At 57.8% G+C, this 21,889-nt stretch carries 19 protein-coding genes and 1 other RNA gene; 3 read left to right on the top strand and 17 right to left on the bottom strand.

Features of this window, described 5'->3' with window-relative positions; genetic code table 11:
• Window positions 1-71: 71 nt before the first annotated feature.
• The 15 genes from ssrA to ACT3UA_RS14255 all read right to left on the bottom strand — a co-directional run bounded on the left by ssrA (window position 72) and on the right by ACT3UA_RS14255 (window position 12,925).
• Window positions 72-440, bottom strand: a transfer-messenger RNA (tmRNA) gene (gene ssrA, locus ACT3UA_RS14325).
• A gap of 105 nt (window positions 441-545) precedes the next feature.
• Entirely contained in the window at window positions 546-1,025 is a 480-nt protein-coding gene (gene smpB / locus ACT3UA_RS14320; RefSeq protein WP_096284099.1) for an SsrA-binding protein SmpB, read from the bottom strand.
• 54 nt (window positions 1,026-1,079) lie between these two features.
• Window positions 1,080-2,543 (bottom strand): M23 family metallopeptidase, encoded by a 1,464-nt coding sequence (locus tag ACT3UA_RS14315; protein ID WP_096284101.1) that lies wholly within the window; start codon window positions 2,541-2,543, stop codon window positions 1,080-1,082.
• Between the two features lie 61 nt (window positions 2,544-2,604).
• Window positions 2,605-3,519 (bottom strand): permease-like cell division protein FtsX, encoded by a 915-nt coding sequence (ftsX, locus tag ACT3UA_RS14310; RefSeq protein WP_105650716.1) that lies wholly within the window; start codon window positions 3,517-3,519, stop codon window positions 2,605-2,607.
• Window positions 3,516-4,310 carry a cell division ATP-binding protein FtsE gene (gene ftsE, locus ACT3UA_RS14305; RefSeq protein ID WP_096284105.1) on the bottom strand — a complete coding sequence of 265 codons (795 nt, stop codon included), beginning with the start codon at window positions 4,308-4,310 and terminating at the stop codon, window positions 3,516-3,518. The genes ftsX and ftsE overlap by 4 nt, the downstream gene beginning before the upstream one ends.
• Before the next feature lie 358 nt (window positions 4,311-4,668).
• Window positions 4,669-4,794, bottom strand: a complete 126-nt coding sequence (locus tag ACT3UA_RS14300; RefSeq protein WP_096284107.1) for a putative transporter small subunit — start codon at window positions 4,792-4,794, stop codon at window positions 4,669-4,671.
• Between the two features lie 2 nt (window positions 4,795-4,796).
• A complete protein-coding gene (locus ACT3UA_RS14295; RefSeq protein WP_444617057.1) occupies window positions 4,797-6,506 on the bottom strand; it encodes a sodium:solute symporter family protein in 1,710 nt (569 codons plus the stop codon).
• A 645-nt stretch (window positions 6,507-7,151) separates the two neighbouring features.
• Window positions 7,152-8,267 carry a peptide chain release factor 2 gene (gene prfB, locus ACT3UA_RS14290; protein ID WP_096284111.1) on the bottom strand — a complete coding sequence of 372 codons (1,116 nt, stop codon included), beginning with the start codon at window positions 8,265-8,267 and terminating at the stop codon, window positions 7,152-7,154.
• Between the two features lie 48 nt (window positions 8,268-8,315).
• Window positions 8,316-8,714, bottom strand: coding sequence for a hypothetical protein (locus ACT3UA_RS14285; protein ID WP_444617055.1), 399 nt, complete (start codon window positions 8,712-8,714; stop codon window positions 8,316-8,318).
• Between the two features lie 58 nt (window positions 8,715-8,772).
• On the bottom strand, window positions 8,773-9,195 hold the full coding sequence (locus ACT3UA_RS14280; protein WP_444617053.1) for a hypothetical protein: 423 nt from the start codon (window positions 9,193-9,195) through the stop codon (window positions 8,773-8,775).
• Entirely contained in the window at window positions 9,188-9,535 is a 348-nt protein-coding gene (locus tag ACT3UA_RS14275; protein ID WP_255248353.1) for a TadE family protein, read from the bottom strand. The genes ACT3UA_RS14280 and ACT3UA_RS14275 overlap by 8 nt, the downstream gene beginning before the upstream one ends.
• Window positions 9,536-9,621: 86 nt before the next feature.
• Entirely contained in the window at window positions 9,622-9,825 is a 204-nt protein-coding gene (locus ACT3UA_RS14270; RefSeq protein ID WP_444617061.1) for a hypothetical protein, read from the bottom strand.
• Between the two features lie 87 nt (window positions 9,826-9,912).
• Window positions 9,913-10,854 (bottom strand): type II secretion system F family protein, encoded by a 942-nt coding sequence (locus ACT3UA_RS14265; protein ID WP_096284155.1) that lies wholly within the window; start codon window positions 10,852-10,854, stop codon window positions 9,913-9,915.
• Window positions 10,851-11,702: a type II secretion system F family protein gene (locus ACT3UA_RS14260; protein ID WP_444617050.1), complete on the bottom strand. Its 852-nt coding sequence runs from the start codon at window positions 11,700-11,702 to the stop codon at window positions 10,851-10,853. Before ACT3UA_RS14260 ends, ACT3UA_RS14265 begins: the two co-directional genes overlap by 4 nt.
• A complete protein-coding gene (locus ACT3UA_RS14255; protein ID WP_444617048.1) occupies window positions 11,699-12,925 on the bottom strand; it encodes a CpaF family protein in 1,227 nt (408 codons plus the stop codon). Before ACT3UA_RS14255 ends, ACT3UA_RS14260 begins: the two co-directional genes overlap by 4 nt.
• Before the next feature lie 283 nt (window positions 12,926-13,208).
• On the opposite strand from ACT3UA_RS14255, the gene ACT3UA_RS14250 reads away from it, so the two are divergent.
• On the top strand, window positions 13,209-16,880 hold the full coding sequence (locus tag ACT3UA_RS14250) for an FtsK/SpoIIIE domain-containing protein (RefSeq protein WP_444617046.1): 3,672 nt from the start codon (window positions 13,209-13,211) through the stop codon (window positions 16,878-16,880).
• 12 nt (window positions 16,881-16,892) lie between these two features.
• On the opposite strand, the gene ACT3UA_RS14245 is transcribed toward ACT3UA_RS14250, so the two are convergent.
• Window positions 16,893-17,297, bottom strand: a complete 405-nt coding sequence (locus tag ACT3UA_RS14245) for a hypothetical protein (protein ID WP_096284163.1) — start codon at window positions 17,295-17,297, stop codon at window positions 16,893-16,895.
• Window positions 17,298-17,653: 356 nt separating this feature from the next.
• Here ACT3UA_RS14245 and ACT3UA_RS14240 point away from each other — a divergent pair, with 356 nt between their 5' ends.
• On the top strand, window positions 17,654-17,902 hold the full coding sequence (locus ACT3UA_RS14240; RefSeq protein WP_096256388.1) for a WhiB family transcriptional regulator: 249 nt from the start codon (window positions 17,654-17,656) through the stop codon (window positions 17,900-17,902).
• 184 nt (window positions 17,903-18,086) lie between these two features.
• A complete protein-coding gene (locus tag ACT3UA_RS14235) occupies window positions 18,087-20,357 on the top strand; it encodes a protein kinase domain-containing protein (RefSeq protein WP_444617043.1) in 2,271 nt (756 codons plus the stop codon).
• A 78-nt stretch (window positions 20,358-20,435) separates the two neighbouring features.
• Here the strand turns inward: ACT3UA_RS14235 and ACT3UA_RS14230 are convergent, their stop codons facing one another.
• Window positions 20,436-21,827: a class II 3-deoxy-7-phosphoheptulonate synthase gene (locus tag ACT3UA_RS14230; protein ID WP_374954806.1), complete on the bottom strand. Its 1,392-nt coding sequence runs from the start codon at window positions 21,825-21,827 to the stop codon at window positions 20,436-20,438.
• Window positions 21,828-21,889 lie beyond the last annotated feature (62 nt).

The raw sequence follows: 21,889 nt of genomic DNA, 5'->3' as shown, positions 1-21,889 counted from the left end.
CCAATAGCCAAGCCAATTAGGCCGTCGGGCAAAAGAAAACCCCGGGATCACGAGGATCCCGGGGTCAAAATACGTGGAGATGGGGAGAATTGAACTCCCGTCCGATGTGGCGTTGCCAGGTCTTCTCCGGGCGCAGTTTGCTGCGGAATTTCTCTGCCCCAACCATCACGCAAACATGTGGTTGATCCGGGCACAGTTACCAAAATATGTACCCAACAGCGGTAACGGCCGCTGGATACAGTGGCTATCTAAATGACGTAAGGAACAGGGGCGATAGCATCCCCTGGCTTACGGACTGTCTGGCTGCTTAGGCAGCGAGAGCGAAGTCAGTGCGCTTTGAGTCGGCACTTATTGTTTTGCAAAGAGCGTTTACGAGATAACTTTGCATCCTCGGCCCGCTTCATCTGTCGCGACTCACACCGTCGAAACCGATCATCCCCGTATTTTGTTGTCAGTCCCGGTCTCCCGGGTGCAACCACACCAATGGTGCGTTAATCAATCATAGCACAATTCGGGAGGGTATCCCAACGAGTTTCGCCTCATGCTTATGCGTGGCCGCGATTACGCTCTCGCATTGCCCGTAGGGCTTCGCGATTGTCCTGCTGTTCACGCAGCGTCTGTCGCTTATCGTATTCGCGCTTGCCGCGGGCCACACCGATTTCGATCTTCGCGCGCCCATCTTTGAAGTACAACTTCAGCGGGACGATTGTCAGACCTGACTCAGAGATTTTACGTTCGATCTTGAGCAGTTCTGCGCGATGCAGCAATAGCTTGCGACGACGTCGGGCGGCATGATTAGTCCACGAACCGTTCAGGTACTCAGGAATGTAGCAGTTCTCAATGTAGAGCTCATTGCGGTAGAACTGGCCGAAGCCCTCCACCAGCGAAGCTTTGCCTTCGCGCAGTGACTTAACTTCGGTCCCTGTCAGCACCATGCCCGCTTCGAAGGTATCTAGAATCTCAAAATCGTGGCGCGCCTTGCGGTTGCTCGCGATGATGCGATCTTCTTGGTTCTTCTTAGCCATGACACTCCTTGCATGTCGCGGGCGGATTCCCGCGCACAAATAACAAGTCTAACGCTAGAGAAGTCCCAATGGGTTCACATGCGAACCGTTGATGATCGTTTCGAAGTGCAGGTGACAGCCGGTCGAGTTACCCGTCGTGCCCACATACCCGACAACTTGGCCCTGGTTGACGTGCTGCCCGTTGCTCACAGCGATACGTGAAAGGTGATGGTAGTTTGTCGCCAAAGCCTTGCCCTTGACGACACCGTGCGAGACGGTCACCTTATTGCCCGAGGAACCACCCCATCCGGCGAACCACACTTCACCACTGGTAGCTGCGACAACCGGTGAACCACATTGGCCGCCGAAACCCCAGTCGACGCCTGCGTGAACATAGCCACCGCGACCGGTGTAGTCAATGGTTCCCGCCGGGGTCGGACGCCAGCCGAAGCTGGAAGTAATTCGCGAGCTGCTCGTTGGCTTGATCAAGCCCCAGCTGCTTGGTTCCGCGCGGGATTCGGTCTTCGGCTTTGCCTTGGGAGCGACGTATTGCTTCTTCTGGTACGTCTGCTGCTTCCGCTTCGCTTCGGCGGCTTGGCGCTCCTGCTCGGCCTCGTAGGCTGCCTTCTCTTTAGCGATGCGCTGACGCTCCGCCTCGGCTTCCTTGCGAGCTTTCTCCTCCGCCTTGCGCTTGCGCTCGGCTTCTTCGCGGATCAGGCGCTCTTGGCGTTCTTTGATCTGCTGATTCACCGTGGCGTATTCCTGCTCTTGCGACTTCAGCTTCGCCTGAATCTGCGGCTTCTTAGATTCCAGCTCGGCGCTGAGAGATTCGGTGCTGGCCACGAGGGCGTTCAATTCATCTTTGGCCGATTGCGCTGCATCGCGGGCGCCCTGTTCCTGCGCGAGAGCTTCTTCGGCTTGTCCCTTGAGTGAAGAAATTTCTTCCTCCACGGCGGCCAGGCGAAGTTTGTTACTCTCGTCAGTTGCCTTCTCTTGCGCCAGATCGTTATATACGGCGTTCTGAGAATCCATGGCCCTATTGGCCATGTCTAGACCGTCGGCCATGGCAGTGGCCGAGTCCATGTTCAGGATCATGTCTAGACCACTGGAAACTCCACCGCGCTTGTAAGCCTCGGAGGCGATTTGCGCCATGGTGTTTTCAGCTTCAGCTATCTTGGCTGCGTTTTCTTCGATCGCTTTGGCAACCTTGTCACGGGTGGCCTGGGCACTGATCAACCGGTTCGTCAGGTCAGCGACAGTGGCTTGGGCATTTGCTACACGGCTTTGCGCGTCGGCCAAGGCCGCTTCTGCCACTGGAACTTGGGCTTGTTGCTCTCGCAGCTTGCGATCCGTCTCAACGATATCCGCGTCTAGGACTTCCATATCCTGTTCAAGGTTGTCGATGTTCTGTTCGACCTTTTCCTTACGGTCATCCAGTTCGTCGGCGAGTACGATACCCGCCGGCAAAGTAAGCGACAAAGCAAGGGCTCCACCGATGGTGGCGCGTAGGAACTTACGTCGCACCGCGTTGGATAGCATACTGCTCCTTAGAGGGTTTTTGTGCATCAAGTTCTGAAGTTCGATCAAAGATAACGAACAGCTAAACCTTCAGGTAACGCTTCAACGTTACCACTGAAGAAATTGTGGCTAAAACGATACCAATAATCAAGAGCCCTGGAGCAACGAGTAGAACTTCATTCGTCGAGATGAAGGCAACGCCAACGTTTTCGTTGGCGAGTTTATCTTGAACAAGGAACTTCACAAGCAGCCACAAGGTGCCCGAAGCAAGTAAACCACCGATAACGGAGGCAATCACGCCTTCGATAATAAACGGAAGTTGGATGGTCGTTTTCGAAGCACCGACCAAACGCATAATCGTGGTTTCCAAACGCCGGTGCATCGCAGAAAGTTGAATGGTCGTACCGGTCAACAGCACCGCGCAGGCAATCATCACGATCGCCACCACAGCCGCAGCGGCCGATGCTACTCGGACGAGCTGGAAGACCTTTTCCAAAAGTTCGCGTTGATCCACCACCGAGTCGACGCCCGCAACGGTGGAGAACGCCTCGTTGATCACCGGATACTTCTCCGGGTCAACTAGCCCAACACGGAACGACTCCGGAAGCTGATCCTCGGTGACCTGATCCACCAGGGAAGAGTTCTTGTATTGCTCCTTGAAGTTCTTCAGGGCATCAGACTTCGACTCATACGCGAATTCCTTGATGTACGGAGCCATCTCGTCAGATTCCAGCAGCTGTTGAATACTCGTGCGCTGCTCATCGGTGACCCCCTCGCCGGCGCAATTGGGCGCGGCGGTGTTGTCGTCGCACAGGAAGACCGCAACTTCCATGCGGTCGTACCAGTAGCCCTTCATCTGGTTGATCTGCAGCTGCAGCAACGCCGAAGCGCCGACGAAGGTCAGGGATACGAATGTCACCAAAACAACCGAGACGACCATGATGACATTTTGCCGAAGGCCCTTAGCAGCCTCGCGGAGGATAAATCCTAGTCTCACTGGTCCTCGTCCTTCTCTACGTTCGTTGCGAGCTCGCCAGATGCTTCCTTAGCGGCCTCACCGGTGAGCAGCTCGCGAGAACCATCTTGATTAATTACGGTGGTCATCGCCGTGTACTGACCATCAGCTTCGTCGCGGACGACGTTGCCCTTACTCAGTTCGATGACGCGATGACGGAATTCGCTGACCAGTTCGTGGGCATGCGTGGCCATCAGCACGGTGGTGCCATTCTGATTAATCCGGTCAAGCACGTTCATAACCTCGACGCTGTTTTTGCGGTCGAGGTTACCAGTCGGCTCATCGGCAAGCAGGATCGATGGCTTGTTCACGATGGCGCGGGCAATACCCACGCGTTGCTGCTCGCCACCTGAAAGTTCGGTTGGTTTACGGCGGGCTTTGTCTTCTAGCCCGACCATTCTCAGCGCGTCCGGAACTCGATCACGAATCTGCGCGCGGGAGGCACCAATAACTTCCATCGCAAACGCGACATTATCGAACACGGTCCGTTCGCGAAGTAGCCTGAAGTCCTGGAACACGAAACCGATGTCGCGGCGCAATTTGGGCACACGGCGGCTCGGGATACGGTTCAGGTTTTGACCTGCAACGTATACCGCTCCATCCGTGGCTCGTTTTTCGCGCAGTATCAAGCTCAGAAAAGTAGACTTTCCCGAGCCGGATTCTCCTACTAAGAAGGCGAATTCGCCACGGTTAACCTCGATGTTTACGTCATTCAAAGCAGCATTCTTCTGCTTCGGCTCGTAAACCATCGAGACATTTTCGAATTTAATCATGTCTTCAATCGCTAGTTGCCGTCGGGGCGCGACCCACGGAAACTCGGGTCGAGATCGAACGTTTTTGATGCGCCAGTCTTCCAAACCTTATCGGTGCAACGTGAACATCGTGTGCGGCTGGGGCGGTGTGTTGTCACATTCATGCTGTTTCCACAGCCTTGGCGCAATCCGTGAAGCACGGTGACCTGACTACTTTTTCGTCCAACAAGTAGCCCCGGTGACCTTGCGCACATCAGCGGTGCTTCCGGATAGTTCAGGGGTCCGGCATATCCCACAAGGGATTCTGATCTTTTCGCTATTAAATGCCTCAGGGGCAAGCATCGGCAAATGACCGGCGCTTACCCCTGAAATTAGACTGCTAGATCAGCGGGTGGCCATTGCGCTTTGCTGCGAGGGCCTCGGCGATGAAGGCCCTGCCAATAAAGATCGCCACTCCGGCGACAACCACGGGCCAGGCCAATACGTAAATGGTGAGTGCCAACATGTTTATTCCTTCCCCTTCGGAGTATTCGTACCTTCGGTTTTATCGGCACCACTCGTGGCGGTGGCGATCAGCTCGTCGACCGGGTCGAAGTCGCCAGCGCGCTCGGCGATGACCGCGAAGTCAAAGTCTTCCTTGGAACGGAACGACATGAAGTAGCAAATCAGGGTACTCACCGAGTAAGCGACGAGCGAGGCGGTCAAGGTCGTGTAGTCACGCAAGAAGCCGAAGCAGAATGGGGCCGCGACGAGCGTGGCGATGGTGCCGACGATCAATGCCGGGCGCAGCCCAAAGAAGCCGAAGCTCATCAGACCAAGCACGATGCCGATACCAAGAATCGCCAGGAGCTCGATGACTACGGCGGTGAATCCGGCCATTGGGATCAAATCGAAACGCACCGGAACGAAAACAGCCAAGGCGACCAAAACCGCTGCGGTGAAGGCCTTGTTCGTGACCTTTTTCCAGTAGAAGCTGGCAAGCACTGGGAAAACCAAGGCACCCCAAAGTGCACCGACGAAGACCAAAAGGTCAAGGATGTTCAATTGCAAACTAGCGAGGCAGACCGCCAAGACCGTTGCCACGATCATCGTGATGCGTCCTACCAACAACATGGTCTTCGGATTGGCTTTCTTCTTGCCTGCAACGTTCTGACCGTAAACATCGGCCATCATAATCGATGACAAAGCAGCTAGGTCCGAGTCAGCGGTGGATGAAAGCGCACCGATGATCATAACGAAGAACAGAGCCAACAAGATACCAGGCAGGTAGCTCATGGCCATCTCCGGAATGATGTTGTTGACGTTGCCATCGGTTGGTTCGAAGCCTAGGTACAGGGCTAGTACGCCGATCATGCCGACGCCGATTACCATGGCGCCGTAGCCGATGGTAGCGGTGATGAAGGTCGGCTTGATCAAATCCTCGCGAACCGCAAACAGACGCTGTGCGATGGTTTGGTTACCGATTGCGTAAGCCAACACCGCGGCGATATACGGGGCACCCTGGTTCAGGAATGCTTCGGAAGAGAAGAAGTTCGATTGTTGGGCGGTCAGGTTGCCGGCACCGGTCTCGAACGCCGCGGGGAATCCGGCAGCGAAGAAAATGAACGGGACGATGATTGCCACGGCGCCAAGCATCGCCATAACTTGCATGAAGTCGGTGAGAACTGAGGCGCGAAATCCGGACCACAGCGTGTAGAGCAATACGCCACCGGCTACCGCGAGTACGCCTTGAATGAAGTTGAAGGGAGAGAGCATGGAGATGAGCACGCCACCGGCGATGAAGTTGGACATCAATGAGATGACCGAACCGACAATATTCGAACCGGCTAGCATCAGCTGGCTGGAGCGACCGTGACGGGCGTGCATGACTTCGGCCAGGGTATGGGCCTTCGGTGCGACTTTGCGGATCCGCTTACCGAACGGGTAGATGAACAGAATCATCAAGGCGCCCCAGAGTCCGTAGTGGATAGGACCACTGATGCCGTAGGTGTAGCCCGAGGCGGCGGAGGCATACATTGAGGATGCCCAGATCCATGTCGCGGTCATACTGGCCGCGGAGATTCCGAATCCGATTTTATTGCCTGCGGTCATGTAACCGTCGGCGTTTTCATTTTTCTGGCCAATCTTCGTGGAAACGAAAAAAGTTCCCCCATAGAATAAGACCAGTAAAAGTACGATGATCAAGGCGCTGAAACCGACCGTTTCCGGGTTGTTCACACGCCACCTCCTTCAAACGACGTAGTTGAGAATTGGCATCTTCCGAGGCAAGCCTCGAAACTTTTGATGCGTGGTTCGCACGTCTCATCCCGCGAAATGATTCGCGAGGATTCGCTTAGCCGACGTACATAAGCCCTCTATCCATCAATCACTTCCTTCACTCACGTTACGTATCGTTATCAATTGCTTCGCATCCTCGTGCTGGCAAGCAAAGAGCTGCCCCGATTCCGGGACAGCACCGCCGCATTAATGCGATTTCCTTCGTTAAAAACCGAAATTACACACGCAATTGCGCGCGAATGTCCGTTCAAATCTATAGATTCTCGGTTGTTCATTCGTTGCCGAGACCTCGCAAATGATGCGCCTAATTTTCGCGTCTATCTGCCATTATCGATGGCGTTTTCGACGGCTTCAAAGAGGCCAATGCGCCTACATCGAGCGGGTCTGAGCTACTAGAATCGCGAAAACTGCAGGGCGCAATGCCCTCAGCAACCATCTCATCTTAGCATGTACTTGATTTTCACGTAGCTGAAATCCTAGGATTTCGGCTCGAAACCGGCAATAAACTTGAACTTTTTAGTTCTAAAAATCAGAGGAATTTAGAAACAAAAAAGCCTGAAACTATTTCAGTTCCAGGCCTTTGAGTTAGTTCGCGGGGCGTCGGTTTCCCGCTCGCCAACGGATTCCCGCGTCAATGAAATCATCGATTTCACCGTCGAGTACCGCCTGAGTATTACCGACCTCGTGTTCGGTACGCAGGTCCTTCACCATCTGATAGGGGTTGAGCACGTAGGAGCGCATCTGGTCACCCCACGATGCTTTAACGTCGCCAGCCAGCTCTTTCTTCTGCGCGCTCTCCTGTTGCTTCTTAATCAGCAACAAACGCGACTGCATAACGCGCAATGCGGCGGCGCGGTTCTGGATCTGTGATTTCTCGTTCTGCATCGACACCACGGTGCCCGTGGGAATGTGAGTCATGCGGACCGCCGAGTCCGTGGTGTTCACGCTTTGGCCGCCTGGTCCCGAGGAACGGAAGACGTCCACTCGAAGCTCGGATTCGGGGATTTCGATGGTGTCGGTCTGTTCGATCAGGGGCACAACTTCCACCGCGGCAAAGGACGTTTGACGGCGCCCTTGATTGTCGAAGGGTGAGATCCGTACCAGGCGGTGGGTTCCGGCTTCGACGGAAAGAGTTCCGAAGACGTATGGCACGTCTATTTCGAAGGTGGCGGATTTCAAGCCGGCTTCTTCCGCATAGGAGGTATCCATTACGGTGGCCTTGTAACCGTGCTTTTCCGCCCAGCGCAGGTACATGCGCAACAGCATTTCGGCGAAGTCTGCGGCATCGACGCCGCCTGCTCCGGCACGGATCGTCACCACCGCACCGCGCGAATCGAACTCGCCATTGAGCAACGTGACGATTTCCAGCTCATCCAGCGCCTTGTGGATCGAGATGAGTTCCTTGTCCGCTTCGGCTAGGGTTTCGTCGTCGTCTTCCATTTCGGCAAGTTCCACGAGAACTTCAAGATCGTCGATTCGCGTGCGCAACTTATTCAGGCGTTCAAGTTCCGTCTGTCGATGGGACAGCTTGCTGGTGACAACCTGCGCGCTGGCTGGATCATCCCATAGGTCAGGGACACCGGCTTCTTCCGAAAGCATGGCGATATCGGCCTTAATTTGAGCAACGTCGCTTACGTCCTCAATCGCAGAGAAAGTGGATCGAAGCGAACGAATTTCAGCGGAGAAGTCAGTTTTTGCCATAGTTATCTAAGCCTACGCCATGTAAGCGGACGGCTTAAGCTCGCGACACTATCTGCTCAAAACGGTGCGCGCGGAGGAATTGACGCTGATGTTCACCCCGGAAGGGACGATCCACCCGATGATCGGTGGCTGTACCGACCCAGTCAGAGATAAACGCGCCCCCTGACCATCGGGCAGAATCTGTACCGATCCAATGGCAAGATTATCTACACGCTGTCCCGCGTCCACATCCTGCAGATAGCGCTGAACTGCCGCCTGCACTTGAGCCTGGTTCAGTTCGATTCGTGGCTGACCTCCGTCGGCTACAAATTCGAACTCATCCACGGCCGCGACGATCGCGCCATCAGCGACGGACAAAAGCTGGCGCGCTTTGAGGTTCACCGCGCTCGCGGCGAGCACCACCGAAATAGTCAACAAGGTGATCGCGCACAACCCAATGGCAAGCACCAGCGACTGCCCGTCCTCGGCGCGGGCAGTTCGCAGTAACCTCGACCGCCTCCCGCCGCTAGCCAAAACGGTCGATTCGTTGCGTCGAGGCAGCCTCGACGGTGAAAGCGGAGACATCAAAGTAGTCGGAGACAAACGGCAACTGCACGCGCAAGGACACTTGAATCGTGACAATGCTACCGGGGCTCAGACATTCAAGATCGCAGGATATCTGCGTGCTGGCACCAGATAAACCGAAGTTATTCATCGCACGCTCCACCACCCGATGGGCATTTGACTGCGCCTGGGCGGGTGTATCGGCGACGGCGAAGACCTTGGCGGCTTGGTCTGCCGCACCGACTACTGCATAGGATCCTGCCTGGAGCTGACCTGCAGCGAGAATCAGGTAAATCATTGGGATCAGCAGAACCGTGGAGGCGAACACAAATTCCACGATGGCGCTGCCCTCATCGCGCGAGGCTCGGGGCATCCGTTTACTCATAACGCACCGCTTCGCCGCGAACATTCAAATTCCACCCGTTGGGCAATAGCCCGATCAACGGCACCCGCGTCGACACTGTGACGCTCACTAGCTGACTATCCCCGACCGCGCTCGTTGACACCTGCACGTTCTGGGCGAAACCGCTATGCAAGGATTCGGCAATCAACAGGCGGGTTCGACCGCCCGCGTCGGATGGAGTTCGGTTAGCCAATGCCCCGTAGTGCGCGCCGTTGGCCGCCGCGTCGGTGAGCGTATTGCGCACATGGAGCACCAGCGTCAGTTGAATCAGAGTAAGTGTGATGACGATCAGCAAGCTGGTGATCATGACGAATTCGGCCACGGCCGATCCCGCCTCATCCGGGCTTTGTCTCCGGAAGCGACGTAGGACAACGGTCGCGGCGCAGCTCATCCTCGCGAGGCCCTGGCTCAGCCTAATCCAGAGACTCGATCGATCGCCTGGTTGAAGAGGTCCTGCAAACGCGGACCAGCGATGGCCAACAACGCGGCAACCAGCAGAGCGGACATCAGGGTAATCATGACCCATCCGGGGACGTCGCCGCGCTCTTCGCGCATCTTCAGCGTGAATTGACGCCAGAAATTCTGGCAGCCTTCGGTCAGCCGTAGTGACATGATCAGAAGCCACGATTGGAAGCTGGACATGGGATTACTTCCTAACATTTGTGCGTTTGGCAAATACTGTGATCCTGCGGCAAATTGTCAATAGCTCATCTCCAAGAGTGCTAGGCCGGGGAACACGGCAAATACGATGGTCAACGGCAGGACTCCAAAGACTATTGGAATCAGCATGCTGATTTCACGTTTTCCAGCAACTTCCATCAGCTCTCGTTTGGAGGCATCACGCACATCTTGAGCCTGATCTCGGAGCACTTGTGCCAGCGGCGTGCCTCGCTCTGTGGCCACGACGATAGCGTCGACGAACCTGGTCATCGCCCCAACTTGGATACGATCGGACATATTCTGCATTGCCTGAATCATCGAGTTGCCGGCATGGATTTCGTTGAGTGTTTCGGTGAATTCATCGCCGATCACCCCATGGCAGATACGCGAAATCCGTTCGATCGCGCCGGTGGTCGATTCACCGGCTCCCACAGTGAGGGCGAGAACCTCCGCGACCGTGGGGAATTGCGTGAGAACCTTGCGGGCACGACGTTGAATCTGTTCGTTCAACCACCAGCCCCGGGCCATGAACCCAAACATGCCGCAGCCGAGCACCACGATGAGAGCAAAAGCCAAATTTGTGGGCCGGCTCAGCGCGAGCAGGGCCATGAGCCCCGAGCCGGCCAGCAGGCCAAACAGCGCGCAGATGATCTCTTGCGAGCGGTAATCCACAACACTGACTTTCAGTCCTGCGGCGCGAAGCCGTTTGCGTACCGTCTCGGTGCCGGGGCTGTGCAGACTGGCGAGGCGTTTGATCTGGGACAGTAGCGGCGCAGCGAATTGCACCACCGCCGGGCTACGCGATTCGGCCCGCCAGGAATCTTCGAGCATCCTCGAAGAACGCATGCCCACACGAATGTGCGGGGCAACGCGTTCGGCGAAGGACATCGGACGCCAAGCGGGCAGGTTAACGATGATCATCCATAGGCCCAGGCCGAGGCCGAAGCCGCACAGCACCGCCCAAGGGATCAGCGAGTTCATGCCAGCACCCGCTCTTCGACCGGCAACGTGCCAAGGCGCAGCATCACCCGGTAGCACAACAGCGAGATGAGCAGTCCACCGATGAGTACTACCACCCCACCCGAGGTCAGGTAGGCGTTTTTCGCCGCTTCTTGGGTGCCGAGCACCAGCAACAGGATCCAGGGGGCCGCAACCGCCAGCCGGGCTGCGGAAACGATCCACGACTGGCGGGCTGCCAGTTCTCCTCTGGTGCGCACGTCATCGCGCAAAAATGCTGCCAGAGTGCTCAAGGTTTGTCCCAGGTCGGTACCGCCGACCTCGCGGGTGATGCGCAGTGTGGCCAGGATCTTATCGGAAACCGGATCCGCCAGACGCGCACCCAGTTGCTCAAGTGCAATGGAAAAATTGGAGGTGGCCCGATAGTCCAGGGCGAAGTCACGAAAGGCCGGACGCAGCAGCTCTGGTCCCATGCTGGCCAGCTGGCTCAACGATTCGGGAAGCGATAGCCCGGCCCGTATGGCGCTGCGCAGGTGGTCGACCACCTCTGGCCACTGTTCGTGCAACGCCGCCTGCCGTTTGGCTGCCTGATGGCGCAGATACACCCATGGCGCCCACAGCCCGAAGAGCAAAAACACGCTGGCAAAAAGCCACGAGCCGGTCAAAGCGAGGGTGATCAGCACGAACACCAGTCCATTGGCCGCGCAGATCGCCACAAATTTTGCCGGGCTCAGGCTCACGATGCCCGCACGCAGCAGGGACAGCCGGATCGCCGACTGGCGTTTGGCCCGCGGCGGGGTGGGGTCGAAAAGCAGCCAGTCCACAATCAACGCGATGCCCAGCCCGCCGAGTAATCCTAGAAATGCGATCATGAGCGTTCCATCAGCAATTGGGCGACGTTAATCCCGGCGAGCGCGAATTTCTCGTGCGCCCAGTCGGCTCCGGGTGCCTGGGTCAGTTCGCCCTGCCCGTATTCGAAAAGCGTTGAGGTTTCGAACTGGCCGTCCTCCACCCGGCCCCGCACGCTGAGGATTTCCTGCACATAGCGTTTTCCGCTCGGGTCGCGGGTGCAGTGCACCACCAGGTCGATGCAGGCGGCCACGGTTCGCACGGTGAAGTCGCTGGTGATATTGGGGCCGGCCAACAGCGGCAGGGTGCAGATCTTGGTGATTGCATCGCGCGCAGAGTTCGCATGCAAGGTGCACAGTCCGGCGATCCCTGAGTTCAAGGCGATGAGCATGTCCAATGATTCGGCCTCGCGTACCTCACCTACGATGATTCGATCCGGGCGCATGCGTAGCGCTTCCTTGACCAGTCGGCGCATGGTGATTTCCCCGGTGCCCTCCAAATTTGCTAGGCGGGTTTGCATGCTGACCACATCGCGCAGGGCCAAATTCAGTTCGAAAATCTCCTCGATGGTGATGATGCGTTCACGCGATCCGATGGAGGATGCCAAGCAGTTGAGCATCGTCGTCTTGCCAGCTTGGGTAGGTCCGGTGACCACCACATTGAGCCCGGCGGCGATCGACCACCCTAAGAACGCTGCCCCGTCCTGGCTGAGCGAGCCGATTTCCACCAAATCTTCGAGCTTCGTTGCACGGGCGATGAATTTACGGATGTTCACCGCCCAGTGTTCGTGGGTGATGTCCGGGATGACTACGTGCAGTCGGGATCCATCGGGCAGTTGGCAGTCCACGAAGGGTTGGGACAGATCCAGCCGGCGCCCGGAGGATTTCAGCATTCGTTCCACCAGGCCGGCAACCTCGTCTGATTCGAGCCTGATATGCGTCAGTTCGCTTTGCCCGCCACGCGCGCAAAAAACCTGATGCGGCGAGTTGATCCAAATTTCTTCGACGTTGGGGTCATCGAGCAGGGGTTGCAACGCTCCGAATCCTGCCACGTTATCGAAGACCGAACGGCGAACCTGATCGAGCGATCCGGTAGCCGGGACCGCCCCGAGCAGTGAGCGTTCGTCGTAGTCGCGCAAGACATCGTCGATCAGGGATCCGATGAGCGCAGGTTGTTTGCCAGGGTCCAGTCCGCGCCGGCGCACCAGCTCTCGCACTTCGTCTTCCACGATGGATAGCGCGTCCACGTCAAAGTCCTTAGCCGAAACTATGAAAATCGTTCCCGAATGCTTCGAGGTACACCGGCGAGCGCGGCACCGGAACAACGTCTTGCAACCCTCTTCTGGAGGTTAACTAGAAGGGGTATGTCAAGGGAGCCTAGCCCCACCGGCCAGCGCTTTCAATAGCTTGCCCGAAGATGTGGATAACCTCCGACGGCTTTTCCACAGTGCGAGGTGCGGCTTGAATCGTAGACCATCGTGCGTGCTGAAGTGTTGCCAAGACCCAGCTAGCGATCGAGGAGGAGAATTCATGGTGCGCTATGAGTTGCTGCTGGCGGCGCGGTGTTTCGCCCAGCCGCGCCAATTCCGGCTCGACGTTTCCACTCAGCTAGATGGCGCTGGGCTGGCCAAAATTCTGGCCGACTCCTTCGGCGCGACGCGCTGGTTTGTGGCAGACACCGCGCTGGAAGATTGTGGGGCGCTCAGCGCGCGCACCCACCTGTTGCTTACCGATATTCCGCGAGCCACTGCCACCTCGGGGGTCCGGATGCCTGCCGCGCTGCAACTCTTTGTCGCATCCGGGCCGGATGCCGGGGCGAGCGTGCGACTGGACCAAGGCGTGCATCGGCTGGGGCGCTGTGCCCCGCTGTGGCTGCAGGACCCGCTGATCGCCCGGCATCATGCCCAAATTACCGTGGACCAATCGGCCCTGGTACTGACCTGTGATGATGCGAACACGATCCGGGTGGGCGAGCGCGTCGGGAAGCGGAGTTCGGTGACCCGGCTGCAGCTGCACCGCGGATCGCGCTTTTGGTTGGGAGACACCGAATTGTGCGTCGGCGATCCGGTACTGCTTGATACCGGTCAGTGCCTGTCCGCCGAGCAACTGCGCTGGCAGTTGCCAGACAAACCGGAGCTACAACGGTTGATCGCGTTGTGCTTGGCTGCCCTGGTGCCGATGCTTTCCGGGGTGTTGCTGGCGGTGCTCACCGGGTCGATGCTGTTCTTGTTGCTCAGCGCTGCCTCTGCCCTCTTGGGAATCGTACCTGCCGGGCAGTTGATCCTCGAGCGTCGCCGGTGGAAAGCCAAGGCCGTGGTGCACCGCGCCCAGGTGGCTCAAGCTCGTGAGGCCTATGCTCCGCCGTTGGGGATCGCCCTGCTTGCCGGGTTGACCCGTACCGAGTTGGGGATGCCAAATTCCGGCTTGCCACCGCTGGTGTTCGGCCGGGGGCTGTGGTCCCCGGCGGCGGAAGAGATGACGCCGAAGAAGAAGCAACGCAGGAAACCGCGTAGCGCTTTGGATGCGCCCTGCCCTTCGCCGGTGTTCACCGCCAGCGTCCCCGGCGCCTGGCAGATCGTCGGCGATCAGGATAAGGCGAGCAGCGAACTGCTGTTGGCCCTGCTCGCCCGCTACCTGCCCGCGGTCCTTGCCGGACGGCTGGAACTGGTACTCGACCCACAGCTCGAATGCCTTCCGGCCAGTCTGATCCTGCTACCCGGGGTGAGCACCGGGCTGCCACCGGCTACAGCGGATCCACATGCAAGCCTGCTGGCAGCACCGGCGACCGGCGAAGTGCGCTCCCTGTACGTGGTGGCCACCGCAGCACAGCCCTGCGCGGAGTCGATCGTGCTCGGGCTAAGCCGCGCCCCAGTGCCGCAGGGCACCTGGTGGGTGAATCCCCTGTTGCCGGAAGCCGTGCTCGAAGATCCGCAACTGGCCTTGCGGAAGGTGCAGCGGCTGAGCGCACCGCGTTTCGCCCGGCTGATCGATCGATGTCTGGCCCTCGCCGAAACCCACGGGTCCCTCAGCAGCGCTGCGCCGCCGAAGGTCGAGGGACAACCTGCACAGCGCGGGCTGACCGCCCACATTGGCACCACCGCGCAGCTTGATCCGGTGGTTCTGGACTTTGACTCCGACGGGCCGCACATGCTGATCTGCGGCACCACCGGTTCAGGAAAATCCGAGGCGCTACGCCGCATCGTCAAAGAACTAGCCGCCGGCTACTCCCCCGAAGATTTGGCCTTCGCCCTCGTCGATTTCAAGGGCGGAGCCGGGCTTTCGGTCTTCGCCGCATTGCCTCATGTCCAGCTCTTCGCCAGCGACCTCGACGCGGCAGCCGCGCAACGCACCCTGGCTCAATTAGAAGTCGAGGTCACCCGTCGCGAACGGCTGCTGGCCAGCTATCGCTGCAGCGACCTGCTCGAATATCAGCAGCTGAGCGATCCAGTGCCCGCCCTGCCAAGGCTGTTGGTGGTGATCGACGAATTCCGGGTGTTTAGCGAATCAATCCCGGAAGCCAGCCCACGAATCGACCGGCTCGCGGCCGTGGGCCGGGCTCTGGGCATTCACCTGTTGCTTAGCACCCAGCGGCCAGCAGGAACCGTGACCGGGCAAACCCGCGCAAACCTCAATACCGTGATCGCACTGCGCGTTAACGACCCGGGTGAATCTATTGAGCTGGTTGGCATCCGGGACGCTGCCTCGCTGCTCAACCCCGGGCAAGCAATCATCCACTGCGCCACGCGGCAGACCCGAAAATTCCAATTTGCGCTCGCCTTCGACCCACCGCCTTATGGCGAGCTAGCCGAACGAGGACCAACGAATCTCGGCGCACGACAGCTCTGCACTTTTGGGACGCCCCCAACTGCCTACGAAGCTGTGGAGGCACTGCACGACCAGATGGAAACCGTGGCTCAGCGCTGGGCAACGCTTAGATTACCGCGCTCACCGTTTGCCCCGGCACTTCCCGCGCAACCTGAACCTCCCGGTTCGGACTGGTCGCCCGAGCAAGCAGACGATATTTGGTGCGGGTTGATCGACCAGCTAGAGCACGGCACCCTCGATCCATTGGTGCTTGGTGGCGTGGCGAGGCGCAGTCTGTTGGTGTGCGGCCTTCCGGAGGCTGGGCCTCGTCAGCTATTGACCGGCCTGTGTCGGCTGCCGCGCAAAATACTGAGTTTCGGGCCCGCTTTGATCACAGATGAACGCAGCAGCCCGCACCTGCGACAAATTACTGGGGAGGACGTTTACGACTTTCTAGATGCGCTGGACTACCTCGAAGAACGGTGCGAAGACACGCGTCTACTCGTTCTAGTTCATGGTGCCGCGCAGCTGCAATCCTTGCTGCACCCACAGCATTTTCAACGCTTCGACGAAGTTCTCGGGGGTCTCTTGCGTCGAGGTGCAGCAGGTGGCACCACCGTCGTCCTCGCGGTGGATCGTGATCAGGCGCTGCTCAAAGCCGCAGGACTGTGCACCGAGCAATGGTATTTTCCTTTTCAGGCCACCGAATCGTTGAAAATGGCCTGGCCTCGCCTCCCCGAAGCTGCAAGCGTGGTTGGACGAGGAATATTAGTGTGCGGTACAGACGCTGCACGCACCATCCAGTTAGGTTCGCCCCAGCCCGCGCCCTTCGAACAAGACGCGTGGAATGCGAATATCGATGACTCTGCGTACTTAGCCGAGCAAGGGGCTTTCCCACTTGGCAAACGTTCAGTTGTAGATGCCACGATTAGTCTGTCTGCCTCGGCGATGACGCTCCTGATCTGTGGAGACCCTTTAATCCGAGAAGAGCTAAGCAAATGCCTGTGTCACCGGTGGTCACTAGAACGCTTGCGCGGAATCGACGAATTCGAATCACGGCTACGCCAATTGGCACCAGGGAATATCGCGCTGGTGCTCGAACATACGAACGACCCACGACTTGCCGGGTTGTTAAATTCTGCGCTGAGCCGCGCGGTGATCCCGGTACTTTTCGTACCGCCTTCCAGCCGGCTTGCCTACGAGATCGGGTCACCGGGCATGGCACTCGATGACCGTTGTGTTGCATTCGTCGAAGCCCACCATCCGCACGATATGCAACCCATGCCGTGGGAACCATTAAGTTCTCAAGAATCGGCACAGCGGGTAAACAAATGGCGCGCGGTCGCCAGTTGCCGTGGGCAACCACGCGCCATCTATATCGACATGGGTGAACTCTAGGATGGGTGAACTCTAGGACTGCGGGCGGTCGCCTAGAAATACGGTTGTCTTGGGTGCAAACAACATCACGACGATAATTCCGGCGATCACGATGGCCGCAATCGCGATACCGCTAAATGGACCTTGCAAGAAGGAGAACGAGAGGATCAATTGGAACAATTGCCACACGATGATCGGTGCACGTGTGAAGGCCTTTCCCTTGAAGAAGTTGAAGGAAACGCTGATCTGCCAGGCGCCGGCTGCGAAGCACAGGACGAGCATGAAAATTCGGCCGCCCATGTTCAAGTCCCCCGCGTCAGCGAGATGCATTAGGTAGTTGACCGCGTAAACCAGGACCGCCACCGCTTCGAGCATTGTCAGGGCAGAGACGGCCAAAACGCTGGGAGGGCGGGACACGGAAGATTCGTTGTTGCTCACGACAACAATTTTCGTGCAAGCAACTCAGGAACTCAAACGCGCAACATCGAAGGCGAATATGGCACCGACCACAGCCCCTTCAGTTAGCGCAGTGAGCCTCGGAATTCCATGTGAGAAAGCACTCAGGCATTCAACCACATTTCACTTCCGTGACTCTTGTTTACTTTCTCGTAACATGAAAACCTAATGTGGTTGGTTAAACGAACACCCCTGCTCGTACCTCTCCAACTCATCGATGACCTTTCCGGTACACACAACGTAACGCACCTGCATTTCCTATTCGCAGTTGTTTTCTGTTTGTGACGATTTCTGGGAGGTCTTCGTTCCCCTAAATATTTCAAGGAGCATCAATAAGCATGGATTGGCGTAGCCGCGCGGCGTGTCTGGAAAAGGACCCGGAACTTTTCTTCCCGGTGGGTAACACCGGTCCGGCCCTATTGCAGATCGAAGAGGCCAAAAGCGTATGCCGTCGATGCGACGTCACGGAAACCTGCCTGCAGTGGGCCATCGAGTCCGGGCAGGATGCCGGCGTCTGGGGCGGCATGAGTGAAGACGAGCGTCGCGCCCTGAAGCGTCGTGCTGCACGGGCCCGTCGCGCTTCTTAGAGTAATAGCTGCACCCGAGGTAGTTCTCGCAACCCGGGTTGCTGTCCGAAATCCGTCAGTGGCAACTCTACTGGCGGATTTCGACTTTAACCCGTGAAATTCTCAGGCCAGCTGAGTAACCTACACTTAGTATCTGTGTTCGAAAGGAGCAAGGTCGTGTCCCAGACTCGCCATCAGTGCTCCCTTGTGGCAGGAGTTTTCTTTGATTAGCCCGGATCGACCAGACTCGCTCGTCGGACAAGTAATTGGTCACCGCTATCGGCTAGATACGCTGATCGCGCTCGGTGGGATGTCACGGGTATACCGGGCAATGGATCAGAATTTGCACCGGTCTGTGGCCGTCAAGGTATTGGACGAGAACTACGCTAGCGAATCGATGGTCCGCGAACGGTTCGAGTCCGAAGCTATTATCGCCGCGAACATCTCCCACCCGAACGTGGTGTCCATCCGTGACCACGCCGTTTCCGGCAGTCACGTGTATCTGGTGATGGAGTACGTTCGCGGACGCAATCTTGCCCAAGTTATCGAGGAACGTGGACGGTTTACTCCACGGCAGATGCTAAGCGTTCTCGAACGAATCTGCAGCGGCCTACGTGCCGCGCACCTCGAAGGCATTGTGCACCGGGATATGAAACCGGCGAACGTTTTACTTTCAGATACTGGCGAAATCAAAATCACCGACTTTGGTCTGGCTCGTGCGGCCAGCGCGCATACTCAGTCCGGGACGCTCGTCGCCACGCTCTCCCATGTCTCCCCCGAGCTAGTTTCAGGGGCGCCCTCCGATTCGCGTAGCGACATTTACGCCGTTGGAATCATGATCTATCAAATGCTCACCGGTCAGCTGCCATTCCCGGTATCCAACCCAGCAGCAATGATGAAGCAACATCTCGATTCGCCAATGCCGTTGCCTTCCACAATGGTTCCAGGGCTCAGCGAAGATCTCGATGAACTGGTGCGCTGCTGCACAGAAAAAGATCCGGATCTCCGTCCGCAGAATGCGGGCTTCTTGCTCGACGATGTCGTCCAGATCCGTTCCACGCTGACCGATGAGGAGCTCGATCTTGACGCCGATTCGCTAGGTCAGATTTCGGACTTGGCCCCATTGGCTGCCGAAGCAATGCCTACCACTGTGCAGCAACGACTAGACGAGTGGCAGCGTTACCGTGAGGAACAACGCCAACCGTGGTGGTTGAACGAAAATACGCTCGGCGAGACGGCCGCTTCGACGACCGAAGACTACTCTGCGGTTCCCCTCGAAGAGGCCACCACGGTCATCAGCACCTCTCAAGCAACCGAAGTATTGGACCTTCGAGAGGCCCAGCCCACCACTGTGACACCTCAACTGTCCCCCGGCGATCCAGTCCAGCCGTTACAGGCAACGAATGCCACCGCGGCTTATTCACGCGATGATTTAGCTGGGTTCGACGATTCAGCTTTGGTGGCCGAGAAACCCGTGCCACCAGCAATTACTCATGGTTCAGCTCGCGCGCAGAAGCAGGAGCAAAAACGTGCGGCGAAACAATGGCGCAAGACCGCGCAAATACCCACCCACCAACTGGTGAACCCTAAATCTGCCGGAAGGCGTTCGGTAATCTTGGTGGTACTCATTTTTATCATCGCATTAGTCGTTGCCGGTGCATGGTTCTTCGGCCGCGGCCCGGGAACCATTATTCGCATCCCATCGCTGACCGGAATGTTGCAATACCAAGTTGTCGCCCAATTTGATGAGCAAGGCGTGCCGGTACGGGTGGACTCGGTCTATGACGATGAGATCGCTGTCGGCCGCGTAGTGCAATCCCAGCCGAGCACCGGCGAAAGCATGATGAAGTTTCAGGGCGTCGATTTACTGATTTCTCGCGGCCCGGAGCTCTTCGAAATTCCGGCGCTCGAAGGAGTGACTGAGGCGAACGCCACCGAGCAACTTTCCGATCTGGGATTGGCCAAAGTGAAGACGAGCCAGGAGTATTCCTCCTCCATCGCTAAGGGACAGGTCATTTCAAGTTCGCCGGCCGCCGGTGAAATGGCGGGGCGGAAAAACACCGTGACTTTGGCGATCTCGCGAGGTCCGGCACCGGTGCAGATTCCTAACCTCGCGGGGATGTCACTGGAGCGCGCCGAGCAGGCACTGAGCGAGGTCGGCTTGAAGCTGAAGCTCGGCGAGCAGCAGTACTCGTCAACAGTTGACCAGGGGTTGGTCGCGGATCAGAGCCCGCGGCAACAGTCCGTTGAGTTTGGCAGCACGGTCACCGTTCATGTGTCCAAGGGGCCAGAATACCTTCAGGTGCCATCGGTGATCGGTCAAAGCCTGGCCGAGGCGAGTGCAACGCTTGAGGAAGCCGGATTCACCGTCTCGACGCGATCGGTGCTTGGCGGCTTCTCGGACACGGTACGCATGCAGACGCCACTGAACCAGCGCGCCGTACGCGGCAGTGAAGTCAGCCTTTACGCGTTCTAAACCAAAGGCTTCGCTCGTTTAAATAACTCTGGCTTCCCGCGATTGCGGGAAGCCAGAGTTATTTAGTGCCACGGGCGTTTAGCGACGACCACGGCTCTGCAGCGCACTGGAAACCAAGAATGCCATTTCCAGGGACTGCTTGTGGTTCAGGCGTGGGTCACAGACCGACTCATAGAGGTCATCGAACTGTTCCTGGCGGATCGGATCGGCACCGCCGAGGCACTCGGCCACGTCGTCACCGGTCATTTCCACGTGCAGGCCACCTGGGAAGGTGCCCAGCGAATCGTGGACCTCAAAGAATCCACGGACTTCGTCCATGACATCGTCGAATTTGCGGGTCTTGTAGCCGTTCTCGCTGGTGACGGTGTTTCCGTGCATCGGGTCGGTTACCCACAGCACCTGGGCGCCGGAGGCGGTGACCTTCTCGACCAAATTTGGCAGCTTTTCGCGAATGTTCTGCGCACCCATTCGGGTAATGAAGGTCAATCGCCCTGGTTCCCGGTTTGGATCCAGCTTCTCGATCAGTTCCAGCGCATCGTCTGGCGAGGTGTTCGGGCCAAGCTTGACGCCGATCGGGTTACGCACGCGTGACAGGAAGTCCACATGTGCGTGATCCAACTGGCGGGTGCGTTCGCCGATCCACAAGAAGTGTCCCGAAGTGTCATACGGCTGACCGGTACGCGAATCGGTACGGGTCAAGGCACGCTCGTAGTCCAGCAGCAATGCCTCGTGGGAAGCGAAGAATTCGGTGCGCTTCAGCGCTTCGAAGTCGGCTCCGCAGGCATCCATGAAGCGGATGGCAGAGTCGATCTCTCCGGCAAGCTGTTCGTAAGCAGAGTGCGCAGGGTTAGCCATGAAGCCGGCATTCCACGAATGCACGCTGCGCAAGTCTGCGAATCCACCCTGGGTGAAGGCGCGGATCAGGTTCAGCGTTGCCGATGAGGTGTTGTAGGCCTGCACCAGACGCTTTGGATCATGTGCACGGGACTCGGGGGTGAAGTCATAGCCGTTGACGATGTCACCGCGGAAGGCCGGCAAGGTCACGCCATCGCGAGTCTCATCATTTGAGGAACGTGGCTTAGCGAACTGGCCCGCCATGCGTCCCATCTTGATCACTGGCATCGAAGCACCATAGGTAAGCACGACGGCCATCTGCAAAATGGTCTTCACACGCGCTGAGATCTTATCCGCGGTCGCCGCGTCGAAGGTCTCGGCACAGTCGCCCCCCTGCAGCAGGAAGGCTTTACCCTGCGCTGCGGCGGCTAGGCGTTCGCGGAGGACATCCACTTCACCGGCAAATACCAGTGGTGGACGTGAACCCAGTTCGGATATCGAGGCACTATAGTCCGGGTGCTCACGCCAGGTGGGCTGTTGGGCAATAGGCAAATCACGCCACGCATCAAGTTGAGGGTCGGTGGCGGGGCCGGCTACAGAAGAGCCAGGCAATGGGGTTCGGTTTTCTTCGCTCACCTTAACAATTCTACGTCCGCGAGCATCAAAGCACCGCGATGAATGTAACAACTCGACGTAAC

Source organism: Glutamicibacter sp. 363 (assembly GCF_052379505.1).
Taxonomy (GTDB): Bacteria; Actinomycetota; Actinomycetes; order Actinomycetales; family Micrococcaceae; genus Glutamicibacter.
This window is presented reverse-complemented; position numbering and strand designations above follow the sequence as displayed.